The sequence below is a fragment of the Streptomyces hamibioticus genome, assembly GCF_047946815.1.
GTDB lineage: Bacteria > Actinomycetota > Actinomycetes > Streptomycetales > Streptomycetaceae > Streptomyces.
This window is the reverse complement of sequence record NZ_JBKKQY010000001.1, coordinates 4,910,951-4,923,965: the sequence shown is the minus strand read 5'-3', so window position 1 is coordinate 4,923,965 and position 13,015 is coordinate 4,910,951. Positions and strand designations below refer to the sequence as shown.

General features: G+C 71.1%; 15 protein-coding genes and 1 tRNA gene. 6 read left to right on the top strand and 10 right to left on the bottom strand.

Features of this window, described 5'->3' with window-relative positions:
• Positions 1-208 precede the first annotated feature (208 nt).
• Positions 209-284: transfer RNA gene (locus ACLGIH_RS22430), tRNA-Arg, on the top strand.
• A 385-nt stretch (positions 285-669) separates the two neighbouring features.
• A complete protein-coding gene (locus ACLGIH_RS22425) occupies positions 670-882 on the top strand; it encodes a hypothetical protein (protein WP_416527057.1) in 213 nt (70 codons plus the stop codon).
• Positions 883-1,072: 190 nt separating this feature from the next.
• On the opposite strand, the gene ACLGIH_RS22420 is transcribed toward ACLGIH_RS22425, so the two are convergent.
• The 10 genes from ACLGIH_RS22420 to ACLGIH_RS22375 form a co-directional block, all read right to left on the bottom strand.
• Complete coding sequence (locus tag ACLGIH_RS22420) at positions 1,073-1,354, bottom strand: hypothetical protein (protein ID WP_416527056.1); 282 nt, start codon at positions 1,352-1,354, stop codon at positions 1,073-1,075.
• Between the two features lie 283 nt (positions 1,355-1,637).
• Positions 1,638-1,919 carry a hypothetical protein gene (locus ACLGIH_RS22415; protein WP_416527055.1) on the bottom strand — a complete coding sequence of 94 codons (282 nt, stop codon included), beginning with the start codon at positions 1,917-1,919 and terminating at the stop codon, positions 1,638-1,640.
• Positions 1,920-2,206: 287 nt separating this feature from the next.
• The gene (locus ACLGIH_RS22410; RefSeq protein ID WP_416527054.1) at positions 2,207-2,488 is read right to left on the bottom strand and encodes a hypothetical protein; all 282 of its coding nucleotides are present in this window, start codon (positions 2,486-2,488) and stop codon (positions 2,207-2,209) included.
• A 275-nt stretch (positions 2,489-2,763) separates the two neighbouring features.
• Complete coding sequence (locus ACLGIH_RS22405) at positions 2,764-2,937, bottom strand: hypothetical protein (RefSeq protein WP_416527053.1); 174 nt, start codon at positions 2,935-2,937, stop codon at positions 2,764-2,766.
• 216 nt (positions 2,938-3,153) lie between these two features.
• Entirely contained in the window at positions 3,154-3,657 is a 504-nt protein-coding gene (locus tag ACLGIH_RS22400; RefSeq protein ID WP_416527052.1) for a DUF5949 family protein, read from the bottom strand.
• Between the two features lie 251 nt (positions 3,658-3,908).
• Positions 3,909-4,775 (bottom strand): tyrosinase family protein, encoded by an 867-nt coding sequence (locus ACLGIH_RS22395; protein ID WP_416527051.1) that lies wholly within the window; start codon positions 4,773-4,775, stop codon positions 3,909-3,911.
• Positions 4,759-5,202, bottom strand: a complete 444-nt coding sequence (locus ACLGIH_RS22390; protein ID WP_416527050.1) for a tyrosinase family oxidase copper chaperone — start codon at positions 5,200-5,202, stop codon at positions 4,759-4,761. Before ACLGIH_RS22390 ends, ACLGIH_RS22395 begins: the two co-directional genes overlap by 17 nt.
• 133 nt (positions 5,203-5,335) lie before the next feature.
• Positions 5,336-5,632: a hypothetical protein gene (locus ACLGIH_RS22385; protein ID WP_416527049.1), complete on the bottom strand. Its 297-nt coding sequence runs from the start codon at positions 5,630-5,632 to the stop codon at positions 5,336-5,338.
• Between the two features lie 202 nt (positions 5,633-5,834).
• Entirely contained in the window at positions 5,835-6,623 is a 789-nt protein-coding gene (locus tag ACLGIH_RS22380) for a hypothetical protein (RefSeq protein ID WP_416527048.1), read from the bottom strand.
• A 242-nt stretch (positions 6,624-6,865) separates the two neighbouring features.
• Positions 6,866-7,108 carry a chaplin gene (locus ACLGIH_RS22375; protein WP_416527047.1) on the bottom strand — a complete coding sequence of 81 codons (243 nt, stop codon included), beginning with the start codon at positions 7,106-7,108 and terminating at the stop codon, positions 6,866-6,868.
• 266 nt (positions 7,109-7,374) lie between these two features.
• Here ACLGIH_RS22375 and ACLGIH_RS22370 point away from each other — a divergent pair, with 266 nt between their 5' ends.
• The 4 genes from ACLGIH_RS22370 to ACLGIH_RS22355 are packed head-to-tail and all read left to right on the top strand — an operon-like array spanning position 7,375 to position 13,008.
• Positions 7,375-8,541 (top strand): glycosyltransferase, encoded by a 1,167-nt coding sequence (locus tag ACLGIH_RS22370; protein ID WP_416527046.1) that lies wholly within the window; start codon positions 7,375-7,377, stop codon positions 8,539-8,541.
• Positions 8,538-9,968 (top strand): exopolysaccharide biosynthesis polyprenyl glycosylphosphotransferase, encoded by a 1,431-nt coding sequence (locus ACLGIH_RS22365; RefSeq protein ID WP_416527045.1) that lies wholly within the window; start codon positions 8,538-8,540, stop codon positions 9,966-9,968. Before ACLGIH_RS22370 ends, ACLGIH_RS22365 begins: the two co-directional genes overlap by 4 nt.
• Before the next feature lie 5 nt (positions 9,969-9,973).
• Complete coding sequence (locus ACLGIH_RS22360) at positions 9,974-11,275, top strand: O-antigen ligase family protein (RefSeq protein ID WP_416529450.1); 1,302 nt, start codon at positions 9,974-9,976, stop codon at positions 11,273-11,275.
• The gene (locus tag ACLGIH_RS22355; RefSeq protein ID WP_416527044.1) at positions 11,272-13,008 is read left to right on the top strand and encodes a lipid II flippase MurJ; all 1,737 of its coding nucleotides are present in this window, start codon (positions 11,272-11,274) and stop codon (positions 13,006-13,008) included. The genes ACLGIH_RS22360 and ACLGIH_RS22355 overlap by 4 nt, the downstream gene beginning before the upstream one ends.
• Positions 13,009-13,015: the final 7 nt, after the last annotated feature.

Here is a 13,015-nt window from a genome sequence, read left to right as displayed (position 1 = left end):
ACGAGTGCACAACACCCGATGCGCGAGACGCCAAAAGCGATGCACGATTCGTACCTGCCTGCGATTATCAGGATCGCTTCACTGAACCTCCACATCGAGCCACGGAGGCGAAGCAACTGGGACAAGGAGCCGGGAGCCCTATCCTTGTCCCCGGCAACGTCACGGATCGGCCCACACCCGGGCACCACGACCGAGGCCACCACACCAGGCCCCCGTAGCTCAGCGGATAGAGCAGGCGCCTTCTAAGCGCTTGGCCGCAGGTTCGAGTCCTGCCGGGGGCGCCACCGACCCATTCTCGGGTCTGCGGGCATTCCGCAGGTAGCATGGAGTCGTTACCCGCCTGCGCGGGCGGTCCGACCGCGCCCCCCTGGAGCCGAGCCGACGCTTCAGCCGGGGCGGACCGCGCGACTGCGGCCTCCCGAAGCGCTGACACCGGGCCCGCCCCCGCACTCACCCAAGCGCCTCCGCCGCGCGGCGGGCCACGCACCCGGCGGTACCCCTGCGCACCCGGTCGGCGAGGTCCCCTTACCCAGCCGAATGGGCTCAACGCTCGTACCGAAAGAGTGAGCCACGCCCGTTTCCAGCGGATATCTCCGCATTCAGGGCTAGCATCACCGCGGAAGCCCGTCCCATGCAAGGGACGGCTCGACCGTTCAACCCGGAGAGAAAATGATGAAGAAGTTCATGACGTGCGCGGCTATCGCTGCCGCCGCCGTCGCGCTGGGAGCCGGAACTGCCACCGCGAACGAAGATGAACACCGCGACCGCCTGGTCGCCGCCGGAAAGATCGGGGGAAGCTTCGAAAGTCTGAAGACATCCTCCGGCACGGGGATCTGGGCCGGATCCGTGCACCACAGCGCGCTCGTGAGCGTCATGGACTAGTAGCCGGATCCACTCCATCTCGGGTGATACAGAAAAAGCCTGAGGCCTCTCGATCAGAAGATCGGAAGCCTCAGGCTTTTTCAGCGCATGCGCCCAGGACTCGTGTGGTCGAGCCGTTGCGCATTACGCCGGGGCCGCTCCTGAGGCGGCGGCCCCGGCGTCAGCAGTAGAGCCTGCCTCAACTACTCGTTCAGTCGATGACCGCACCGAGGATGGGGAGAGCCGGCGCAGCGGAGTCGTCCTTGACCTTCGACTTCTGGCGGATCTCGTTGCACTGGAACGCACGGGACTCGTCCAGGACCTCGATGGTGAGGACGTCGATGTCCTGGATCGTGGGGCAGATGTCGCGGATGATCTCGATGTTCTGCGAGTAGTGACCGTGCACCTCTTCGTCGGCCACGGCCGGCGAAACCGCCGCGCCGGTAGCAGCCAGCGTCAGCATCGAACCGGCGAGGACCTTCTTGGCGTTCATTCGGGTTGCCTTCCTTGTGCGTGATAGCCGCGGCACGTAGTGGTGAGTGCCGACAGCCTACTAACCAACTCCATACCCTCGGGGTTTCGCACCGCGACCCTAATTCATCCACTTGCAGCAATGGGCAACCGGAGGGCGCCGGATGCCGCACAGAACAAACGCCCCGGACAGTGCGGCTGGTCGCACAGTCCGGGGCGCATTCTCCCTCGACGAGGACAGAACTCGTAGAACACCGAACGACGAGAGAGGAATCGAAGGACACCGATTGCACGGTGTCCACGATTTAGTTGAGGACCTGCCCGAGGATCGGCAGGGCGGGGGCGGACGAGCTGTCGGTCACCTTCGACCCCTGGCGGATCTCGTTGCACTGGAACGCACGGGCCTCGTCCAGGACCTCGATGGTGAGGACGTCGATGTCCTGGATCGTGGGGCAGATGTCGCGGATGATCTCGATGTTCTGCGAGTAGTGACCGTGCACCTCTTCGTCGGCCACGGCCGGCGAAACCGCCGCGCCGGTAGCAGCCAGCGTCAGCATCGAACCGGCGAGGACCTTCTTGGCGTTCATTCGTGTTGCCTTCCTTGTGCGTGATACCGCGACACCTTGTGGTGAGTGCCGACAGCTCACTAACCGGCTGCGCGCCCTCGGAGTTTCGTGTCCCATCCTCGATTCATCCGCTTGCAGCAATGGATGGGCCGGGGTGTCGGTTATCCAATCGGATCAGCATGGCGATTTTCGACTCGATCGGCCCCAGCACGAGGCCCCGGTGCCGCGCGGCTGTTCGCGTGGCACCGGGGCCTGTTTGCCCGCTACGGTAGGGGGCCGCAGGAAACCGGGTAAACGGCGTCCGAGAGCTAGTTGAGGACGCGTCCCAGGACAGGCAGGGCAGGAGCGGAGGAGTCGTCCTTCACCTTCGACCCCTGACGGATCTCGTTGCACTGGAACGCACGGGCCTCGTCCAGAACCTCGATGGTGAGGACGTCGATGTCCTGGATCGTGGGGCAGACGTCACGGATGATTTCGACGCTCTGCGAGTAGTGACCGCGGACCTCTTCGTCGGCCACGGCCGGCGTGACGCCGACCCCGGTGACAGTCAAGGTCAGCATGGACCCCGCGACGATCTTCTTGACATCCATGGTGTTTACCTTCCTCGCGTATGGTGACGTTCTCCGACGAAGACGTCAGCACTCTCGCTAACTGTTTTCCTCCTCGGACGTTTCCCTCGGCGTTCCGCAATCACCCGAACACCGGATTCGTGTGACTTGGTGAGTAACGGATCCGAACGAGCCAGCGGTCCGGACCGGAATTTTCCACGCGTTGACCGGCGGGCCGTCCCTGCCGCGTCCTTGTGAACACAGGCAGGGACGGCCCGCCCGAGAGGGGACGAATGCGCACGGCCGAGCGCGGTCGGTCACACCAGACGTGCCGCCTTTCCCGCTTCCGGGAGTACCGTCTGGGCGCTTTTTCCGCCGGCGTCCGCCACCAGGCTCGTCGGCTTCTGCGCCGCCCCCTCGACCGCATCACTCAGGCCGACGGGGGAGACAGCCGGAATGCTTTCCAGGGTGGATGCGTCGGCAACGTCCACAGCCTGGGCGGTTCCTGCGCCAGCCCAGGCCAGAGCAGCCAGTCCCGTAACGCCTACAGTAAGGGATCGTCGCATGAGAATTCCTTAAAGTAATACCTTCACGGCCTGCACCACGACGGGCAGGCCCCTGACTTGACGCTCGTTTCCTGCCTTACCGGACAACGAGGAAAGTCAGGTGCGGTCACTCAGCCATCGCGTCTCGGCGGAACGGTGTTCTCAGCGGCGCAGACGGGTGACCGGAACCAGGCAGTGGGTGCTGGCCGACCGGATTTCCTCATCGGCGAGGAAGCCGCGCAGCTGCTCGGGGCTCAGGTCCTGCCCCGGAGCGGCGTGCGGCCACGGGCGGGTCAGGCAGATGAGATGAACTTTTCCGTTCTTGTGCGCGGCGTCCTGCCAATGCGGTGGAACGGGACACTGCACCCGGAGAAACGGCATGGTGAGCACGGCCTGTTCGGCTTCCACCAGCAAGGTGACGGCGGCCTTGGCCTCTTGGGTCAGTTCGACCGGCTGGCCGGTCACCGGCAGGCCGATCTTCTCCAGGTGGGCACGCATCGTCTTTTCACCGGTCTCGGGACCCTCGATACCGTCACCGAGCGAGTACACCGTGAGAAACGGCAGCCGTGGAGTGTCGGCGGAAGGCACGCTGGACCAGGGGACGATGGTGAGAGTCCCCAGAAGGGAGCCTTCTGGCTTTGCGGGTGCGGTGTTCGGAGAAGTCATGGTGCGGGATGCTAGCGGTGCTTCGGGACTCCTTCCGGCCCCATTCCACCCATTTGGCCCTCGGCCTCGCCCCGCATTCACCTTTCCGTGTCACACGTGACCGGCCGGCCCGTCGGTCATGTCTCCCTGCGGCGAGACCAGGCCGACCGCCATGTGCGAGGCCGTCATGGGTAAGCGCGCTGGAACGGAGGGTCAACAGGTGCCGGGCACCCGAAGCCGGGACTCTGCCTCCGGTCCGGGTCCCGGGTATGTCATGCGTACCGGTAGATCCGGCCGTGGTCCTCCAGTTCGTCCGGTGTGACGTTCCAGGGCGGCAGCCTCTCGTGCCGGGCGACGATCCGCCCGTACTGGTCGCTGTCCCGGCCGGGCGGATCGGCCGGCAGGTAGCGGGCGTTTCGGTGCCGGCGCTGCCAACGGGACCATTGCAGGTCGAGGAAGGCGTGCACCAGCCAGAAGACCGGGTCGTTGACGGAGGCGCCGCCGTTCATGGCGCCGCCGACCCAGCGGTGCACCCGGTTGTGGTTGCGCCAGGAGGCGCTGCCGCGTCCGGGCCCCCATCCCTCCAGCTTGTTGCGGAATCCCCTCTTCGCCGTCGAGTCCCACGGGGAGGCGTCGTAGACGGGGTCGTCCAGCGCGCTGTCCAGGTCCTGCCGGGTCGGCAGCCGGATGGGGTCACGGGGGCGGCCGAGATCCCGAGTGAGGAACTCGGCGTCGGTCACGTTCTCCGTGAGGGTCCAGTTGCCCTGCGCGTAGGCGAACGGGCCGGTCGTCACCCGGAGGTCGGACCGCCGCCCGGTGCCTCCGAGCAGGTCTGCGGTCCAGGGCGTGGAGGTGGCGGAGCGGTCCTTCGTCCAGTCCCAGTACGGTACGGACACGGACGCGTCCACCCGACGCAGCGCCCGCTCCAGCTCAAGCACGAACTGCCGGTGCCAGGGCAGGAAGGACGGCGCCATGTGGGCCGTACGCAGTCCCTCCTCGCCGTCCGGGACGTAGTACTCGATGTGCGTCCGCACGAACTCGTCGTACTCGCCGCGGCGTTTCAACTCCAGTAGCGCCTTGACGAACCGCCGCCGCTCGGTCCGGGTGAGGGTACTGACGTCCTTACGCGTGTACGCCATGGCGCCCCCCCGGGTGCCCCTGGCCGCCGTGTGCCGTGGTCGTGCTCAAGTGCTGCCCGGGGCCCAGTTCGTCGACAGCTGCGCGGGCCGCCTCGAGCGGGGTGGGGTACGACCGGTAGTGGTCGACCGCGCTCATCCAGGTGCCGTCGGCGCGGCGCATCAGGTGCAGCGGCCGGCCGTCCACGGTGACGTGCCAGCCGCCGGCCGGAGCCGCGGTTCCCTCGACGCGGCGTCCGCGGTAGTGCTCGTCGAAGGTGTCGCCGCCAGACGGGGACGCGGCGGTCAGGGAGGTGAGCGGCAGGGCGACGGCGGGAGCGAGCAGCCCGCGCACCACGTCGCGCCGGGTGACGGACGCGGGCCCGCCGCGCGCCGGGCCCGCCGGATCCCGCTCCGTCTCCTTCGCTGTGCCACCCGCGCTGACGTCCATGTCCGACTCCTCGTCCGGTTCGGTCGTGTGCGTGGCGGTAGGAGTGGCCCGCGATGCGGGATTCACTCGAGTGCCGCGACAGCGCGGGTGGTACGGCGAAGAGACCGCCGGCTCTGCGCCGGTGCCGCGGACGTCAGCCATTCAGCGGGAGGCCGCCGAGCAGCCCACCCGCAGGGTTCGGCTGGGTGGCGGCGCCCTTCACGGTGTCCAGCACGGAGTCCTTGCTCTCAGGGTTCTCGGTGCCGAGTACGTCTGGCCGGTGGTGGAGCGGCACCACGTGGACGGGGCCCTTGGCGAGCGTGTCCACCGCGCCGTCGAGGCCGGTGGGCGCGATCCCGGCGCCGCCGGGGGCCTGGGCGAGAGCGGGTGTGGCTGCGCCGGCCAGGACGACGGATCCGGCGATGACGGCGGCGGCCTTCAGCGATTTCATTGTGTTCCTCTCTCGGCAACTGGTGTCCCATGAGGGACATCTGTCGCCGTGCCTAACGACATCCTTCGGGAACGGAAACCCCACGCCGAGGGGAATTCTCGCCTCCCTTTCTCCTCATATGAGATAGGCGCCAGAAGGTCATGAGAAGGGCCGTCGCACCTGCCCAGGGCAGGTGCGACGGCCAGAGGGTGACGGGTCGGTGTCAGGCGGGGTCCGCCACCGTCGGGGCGGGCAACTCGCCGCCTGCCAGCGTGGCTGCGACGGCGTCGAGGAGGCCCTTCACCACATCGGAGGCGGCCGAGCCGATCTGCTCGACCGTGCCGGAGGTGCTGGCCTTGACCAGGGCGTCGACCTCCGCCTGAAGCGCGGCCATCGCGATGGTGATGGCATCGGCGGCCGAGGCGGCAGCCGGGTCGTCCTGCGTGGGGGAGATCCAGGCCGGCAAGGTGGCGGGCGCGGTGCCGTTCGGTGCCGTGGCGTCCGAAGCACCGTCGGCCGGGGGTCGCGCCGGCGTGTTGGCCCCCGGCTCCTTCACCCAGCCCCCACCGTCCCAGTCCCCGTCGTCGTCATCGTCGCAGTCCTCGTCGTCGTCATCGTCCCAGTCCTCGTCGTCGTCATCGTCATCGTCATCGCCGTCATCGTCGTCGTCCGGATCGGTGGCAGCGGGTGACTTGGGCGCTTCGGCCTTGGCGAGTGCTTCCTCGATGGCGGCGGTGAGCTGGTCCCGCTCATGGGGCGTGAGACGGCCGTCGTTCTTCTTCAGCACGGTGCCGAGCAGTTCGGTGACCGGTTGGAGATAGCCACCCATGGTGCTCAGGGTCTCCACCTGGGTGTTCAGTTCGTCGGCGTCGGGGAGGGGCGCGCGCACTGCCGTGTGGGTGCGCTCCCGGGCCGCGTCGCCCTCGGCCGCCATCGCCGCCGGCCCGGTGACCCCGAGCAGGAGGGTGGCGCAGAGTACGGAGGTGGCGGTTCGCCGTGCAGGCAGACGCATGGGGGTCCTTTCGGTGGTGCGTAGGGTCTTGTGCCCACCGTGGGATCCATCCCCGCGCTCCGCAACCGAACCGTGGCGCAGTGCAGTGAGGGTTCTCTGTGCCGACGGTGCCGTCGCTGGCGAGACGGCCTGTCCAGCGTCACCCGTCGGCTCGCCGCCCATTCAGGGCAGCGCCGTACCGCGCTCGGCCGGCCGCCCGCGGGAAGCGTGAGGCGGCCGGCCGGTCAGGGGGCCAGGCAGCGTCAGCCGTTTTCGCACTCGTTGCCGAACGCCGGGTTCAGCAGACCGATGACGTTGATGGTGTTGCCACAGACGTTGACCGGTACGTGGACCGGGGCCTGCAGCACGTTGCCCGACAGCCCGCCACCGGAGTCGGCGGTGACCGCCCGCGCACCGGCGTCGTGGGCAGCGGCGACACCAGTGGTGCCCGTCACCGTAGCGATGGCGACGGAGGTCAGGACCAGGCTTCTCGCGGTACGCGACATGGACAGGTGCTCCTCGGGGTTTGACACGAACATCCGGACGGGGTGCCCGGTGCACTGTGAACGCGAGCCGCGTGCGTGGGTTGTGCGCCGATGGGGTGATCCCTCCCAGGGCACCTGCATTACCCCATCCGACACACTTATCCGGCTTCTCCCTGTTGGTTAACTTTGTGGCTAGAGTTCCGGCCAATCGACGCATCCCTCGTGCCACCGCAGTGAGGCGCGTTCCCGCCCGTCCTGTGCACTACCCATGAGCGAGGAAGCCGCGCATGCACCTGTCAGCGACCGACCCTTCGCTTCGAGTCCTCCACGTCACCCAGCCGGTGGACGGCGGAGTCGCCCGTGTGGTGAGCGACCTGACACGGGCACAGCTCGCCGCGGGACTGCATGTCGCGGTCGCCTGCCCGGAAGGCGCCCTGGCCGGCACGCTCCGCTCGCTGGGTGCCGACGTACGGCTGTGGCGGGCCGCGCGCTCGCCGACGCCGTCACTCGCCGCGGAGGTACGGCGGCTCGGGCGTGTCGTGGCGGACGTACGGCCCGATCTGGTGCACGCGCACAGCGCGAAAGCCGGGCTCGCCGGGCGGCTCGCCGTCCGGGGGCGGATCCCCACCGTGTTCCAGCCGCACGCCTGGTCGTTCGAAGCCGTCGGCGGCACCACCGCGGCCCTCGCGCGGGCATGGGAACGGTGGGGGGCGCGGTGGGCGGCGCGGTTGGTGTGCGTGAGTGAGGCGGAGCGCCGCACCGGGGTACGGGCCGGAATCCGCGGCAAGTGGGCGGTGATTCCGAACGGCATCGACCCGGACCGCTTCCGCCCCGCCGCGCGTCCCGTGGCCGCGGCCGAGACGCGGGCGCCACTGGTGGTCTGCGTGGGGCGGTTGTGCCGGCAGAAGGGCCAGGACGTCCTGCTGGCGGCCTGGGACCGAGTCCTTGAGCGGGTGCCGACGGCGCGGCTGGTGCTGGTCGGTGACGGGCCGGACCGTGAGCAACTACGGGCGGCCGCGCCGGGGTCCGTACGGTTCACGGGACCGGTCACCGACCCCGCCCACTGGTATCGGGCCGCCGATCTGGTCGTCCTGCCGTCGCGCTGGGAGGGCATGGCGCTGGCGCCGCTGGAGGCGATGGCCTGCGGCCGACCAGTGGTGGTGACGGACGTGAACGGGGCCCGTGAAGCCCTGCCGCCGCCCCTCGTGCCGCACTGCCTGGTACCGGCGCGGGATCCGTCGGCGCTGGCGGACGCGGTCGCCGGTCTGCTGCTCGATCCGCCGCTGCGGGCGTCGCTGGGCCGCCAGGGGCTGGCGCACGTCCGGGCCGCACGGGACGTTCGGCTGACGGCCGAGGCCGTCGCGGAAGTGTATCGCCAGCTCCTCGGCAGCGGACCGGACGCCTCGGGGTGGTCCGCCACGCCCACCGAGTACAGGGAGTCCATCCACTCGTGACCGCGGAAAGCACCGTCCCCACCCCCGCCGGGCAGCCCCGCGACCTCGGGCGGCCCCCGGTCTCGGTCTTGCCGCCGCGTGCCATGCCCGGTCCGCCATTCCCCACCGGACGTCCGGCCGCGCGGCCCGGCTCCGTGCTGCCGCTGCTCGTCGCGGACGGCGTCGCCGCCCTGCTCGCCGCCCTGGCGTCGCCCGGTGTGCCGCACCGGCCGCTCTTCGCGGCGTTGCTGGTGGGCGCCTCTCTGCTGCTGGCACCGCGCCGGGTGCGGCGGGTGCCGGCTGTGCTGGAGGAACTGCCCGTCGTGTGCGGCCGGATCGCGGTGGTCTGGCTGGCGCTGGCAGCACTGGCGGCGGCCTGCGATCCACGGTATGCGCTGTCGGCGCCGGCCCTGCTAGCGGGCTTCGCCGTGCAGCTGGCGGTGAGCTGCGCGGGCCGCGGCGCCGTGCACCGGCGGCGCCGTACGGCGCTGCTGGACCACCCGCACGCTGCCCTCGTCGTCGGGCCGGCGGCGACCGCACGGCGCGTGGCCGCCGCCGTGCTGCGCGGCCCGCGTTGCGGGGTGCGGCCGGTGGGGATCGTCGCCGACGACGCGGACGGTACGGAACCGCTGCCCGTACTGACCACGGACGAGGAGGTGCAGCGGGCTGTCGTGCAGAACGGGGTCCGGGACGTGCTGGCCGTGCACCCTTCCGTACGGGTGAAGCACACGCCGCTGCTGCGGACGTTGGCCGAGTCGGGCTGCGCGGTCTGGGAGGTGGACGCCGACCCCTCTTCGTACCCGGGGTGGTATCCGGGCCGGGACCGGTTCGCCGGGTTCTCCGGTCGGCAGCTGGCGCCGGGGCCGGGCCGGGCCGGTGCCGGCAAACGGGTGCTGGACGTGCTGGTGTCGGGGGTGTTGCTGGTGGTGCTCAGCCCCCTGCTGCTGGCCTGCGCGGCGGTGCTGCGGGTCAGCGACGGGCCGGGGGTCGTCTTCCGCCAGGAACGCGTCGGCCAGGGGGGGAAGCCGTTCACCCTGCTGAAGTTCCGCACCCACCGCCCGGCCGACGCGCATGAGGCGGCGACCCGCTGGAGCGTGGCGGACGAGCGCCGGATGACCTGGTTCTGCCGCTTCCTGCGCCGGAGCTCGCTGGACGAGCTGCTCCAGCTGTGGAACGTCTTGCGGGGGGACATGAGCCTGGTCGGGCCGCGCCCCGAACGCCCCTATTTCGTGACGAAGTTCAGTCAGACCTACACCGGTTACGCCGCCCGTCACCGGGTGCCGGCCGGGATCACCGGGTTGGCGCAGATCCACGGACTGCGCGGAGACACCTCCATCGAGGACCGGGCCCGGTTCGACAACGCCTACATCGACACCTGGTCGCTCTGGCAGGACGTGTGCATCCTGCTGCGGACGGCGGCCACGCTCGTGCGCCCCACGGGGAGCTGATCGTGGTGAGCCACGCCCTGCTCCTCTCCCCGCCGGGCGCCCGCACGCCGCCGCCCGTGGTGCCGGTGGTCGGTGTGATCGCCCTGCTCGCCGTGCCGCGTCCGCCTGGCGGCGACGGTGGCGCGCACCCGGCGGACGCGGTCTCGGCGGTCCTGGTTCTGTGGTGCGCGCTGCGTCTGGTGCGGGAGCGCCGGCGCCCGCTGTCCCGGCGAGCGGCGATGCTGCTGGGGCTGCCGGTGCTGGGGCTGGCGGTCGCCGCCGTGGGGGCACCGTCGCCGGGGGCCGGGCTCACAGGGCTCGGCCGCTACCTCCAGATCTTCGTACTCGTCCCGGCCGCCGTCCTGCTGCTGGTCCGCGACCGGCGCGACGTACGGCTGCTGGCCTGGACGCTGATCGGGCTGGCGCTGTGGCAGGGGACCGTGGGCGTGCACCAGTACGTCACCGGGACCGGGGCTTCCTACCGGGGTGAACCGGTGCGGGCCGTCGGCACGTTCGGGCCGCAGGACGTGATGGGCATGGCGACCGTCGTCTCTCTGGGGCTGGTGTGCGCCACCGGCCTCGCCCTGGGGCGGGTGTCCTTGCGGGAGCGGGCCGTCGCGGCCGGGTGCGCGGTGGCGCTGGCGGCGCCGCTGGCACTCTCCTTCAGCCGGGGGGCGTGGATCGCCACGGCGGTGACGTGTGCGGCGCTGCTGTTGCTCGCGGGGGCGCGGCGGGCGCTGGCGGTGGGGACGGCCGTGGTCGCGGTGGGGGTGGTCCTGGTGGGCGGGCTGGGACTGGGCACGGCGATGCTCCACGAGCGCGTCGACAGCATCACGCGGATCGCCGACGCCCCCGACCAGTCCGTGACCGACCGCTACACGATGTGGGCGGCGGCGGTCGGCATGTGGCGCGAGAAGCCGCTGACCGGCGTCGGCCTGAAGGGCTTCCCCGAACACCGGGACTCGCACGCCTCGCTGGCGCTGGCCTCGGGCAGCGACACGGAGGGAGCGGGCGCGGCGTTCCGCCGGCAGCCGCTGCTGTCGCCGCACAACATGTACCTGCTCGTACTCGCCGAACAGGGGCTGCTCGGGCTGCTCACCCTCGTGGGGAGCTGGCTGGCGCTGCTGGTGTGCGGGATTCTCCGGCTGCGGCGCCGCGCGGCCCGCCACGAGAGCGGGCTGATCGCGTGCGGGCTGCTGGTGTGGCAGCTGACGGACTTCGCGTACGCGGACATCGGCGGGCCCTCGACCGTGCTGACGGCAGTGTGCTTCGGACTCGCGGCCCGCTGGGCGGTCGGCACCGGTGACGAGGAAGTCGGGGCCCGATGACGGTGACACCTCCCCCGGCCGGCCCGGCGGTGGTCCCCGCGGTGGGGAACGGCGAGCCGGGCCTCGGGCACGCCGGTTCGGCGATCGGGCGTGCCCCGTCCGTGGCCGAGGCCGTAACCGAGCCCGGCGGGCGAGCCGGTGGCTCGCGGGCGTTGACCCGGGCGGCGCTGCTCACCGCCGCGTTGTCCGTGGCCGCGTCGGTGCTGGGGCTGGTGCGGGATCAGGCCCTGGCCCGGCTCTTCGGAGCGGGCAGCGGGACGGATGCGTTCCTGGTGGCGTGGACGGTGCCGGAGTTCGCGGCGACGCTGCTCATCGAGGACGGCCTGGCGTTCGCGCTGGTTCCGATGTTCAGCCTGGCCCTGGCCCGCCGTGCGCGGGGAGCTGCCGGCGACCCGGTCCGCGCCCTGGTCGCCGCCACCCTGCCCCGGCTGGCGCTCGCGTTCGCCGCGGTCGCCGCGCTGACCGCCCTGACCGCCCCGTACCTGGTCCGACTGCTGGCGCCCGGCCTGCCCGACCGGGCACTCGCCGTGGACTGCACGCGGCTCACCGCCAGCTGTGTCCTGAGCTTCGGGCTCGCCGGGTACGCCAGCGCGGCCCTGCGCGCCCACCGCCGCTTCCTGGCGCCGGCGGCGATCTACGTCGCCTACAACACCGGCATCATCACCACGATGTTCCTGTTCGCCGGGGACTGGGGGGTCCGATCGGCGGCGGCCGGAGTCGCGGTGGGCGGCTGTCTGATGGTGGCGGCCCAGCTTCCTTCACTGCTCGGGCAGATGCGGCGGGGGCGGACGCGGCGAGCGGGCCCCGTCGCCGACGAGACGCGTCCGCTCGCCCTCGCCCTGTTCACCACCGTCCTGCTGTTCGCGCTCTGCCGGCAGGCACAGGTCCTCATCGAACGGTTCCTGGCCTCCGGCCTGCCCCCCGGCGCCATCTCGCACCTGAATTACGCGCAGAAGGTCGCCCAGATCCCGATGACCCTGTCGCTGATGCTCTGCACGGTCACCTTCCCGGTGGTGGCGCGGGCCCTGGCCGACGGCGACACCGAGCGGGCCCGATCCCGGGTGGAGCGGGACGTGGCACTGGCCGCCTGCCTGGTGCTGCTGGGCGCGGCCACGGTCGTCGCCTGCGCGCCGCAGCTCGCCGAACTCCTCTTCCAGCGCGGCGCGTTCACCGAAGCCGACACGGCGGCCACCGCAGGCGTCATGCGCGTCTACGCCCTTGGGCTGCTCGCCCAGACGGTCGTCGGCGCGCTGGCCCGCTCGTACTTCTCGGCGGGTCGCGCCAGTTGGTACCCACTGGGGGCGATGGCCGCCGGTGTCGCCGCCACCGCCGTCATCGGCGCCTGCGCCGTGGGCCCCTGGGGGGTGCGGGGCATCGCTGCCGCCAACGCCGCCGGCATCACCGTCACGGCGGCGCTGCTGCTCGCCGGGATGGGACCGCGCAGTGTCCCGGTGCACACCGGCCACCTCCTGGCCGGCCTGGGCCGGGCACTGGCCGCGGCGGCGGTGGCGACGGCGGCGGGTGCGGCGGTCGCCGGCCGGTGCGCCGCCCCCGTGCCCGGTCTGGCCGCGGGAGCCGCGACCGTCGCCGTCGTCTTCGTCCTGGCCGGCCCGGTTCTGGGCGTCCCGGGGGCCGCCGCGGCCCCGAGTCTTCTCCGTTCCGTCTCACGAAGGTTTCCGTATGGCCGTCTCCGCAGCTACCGCAGATTCCCCCGGCTCCGCAGGCCACGTTGACGCCCGG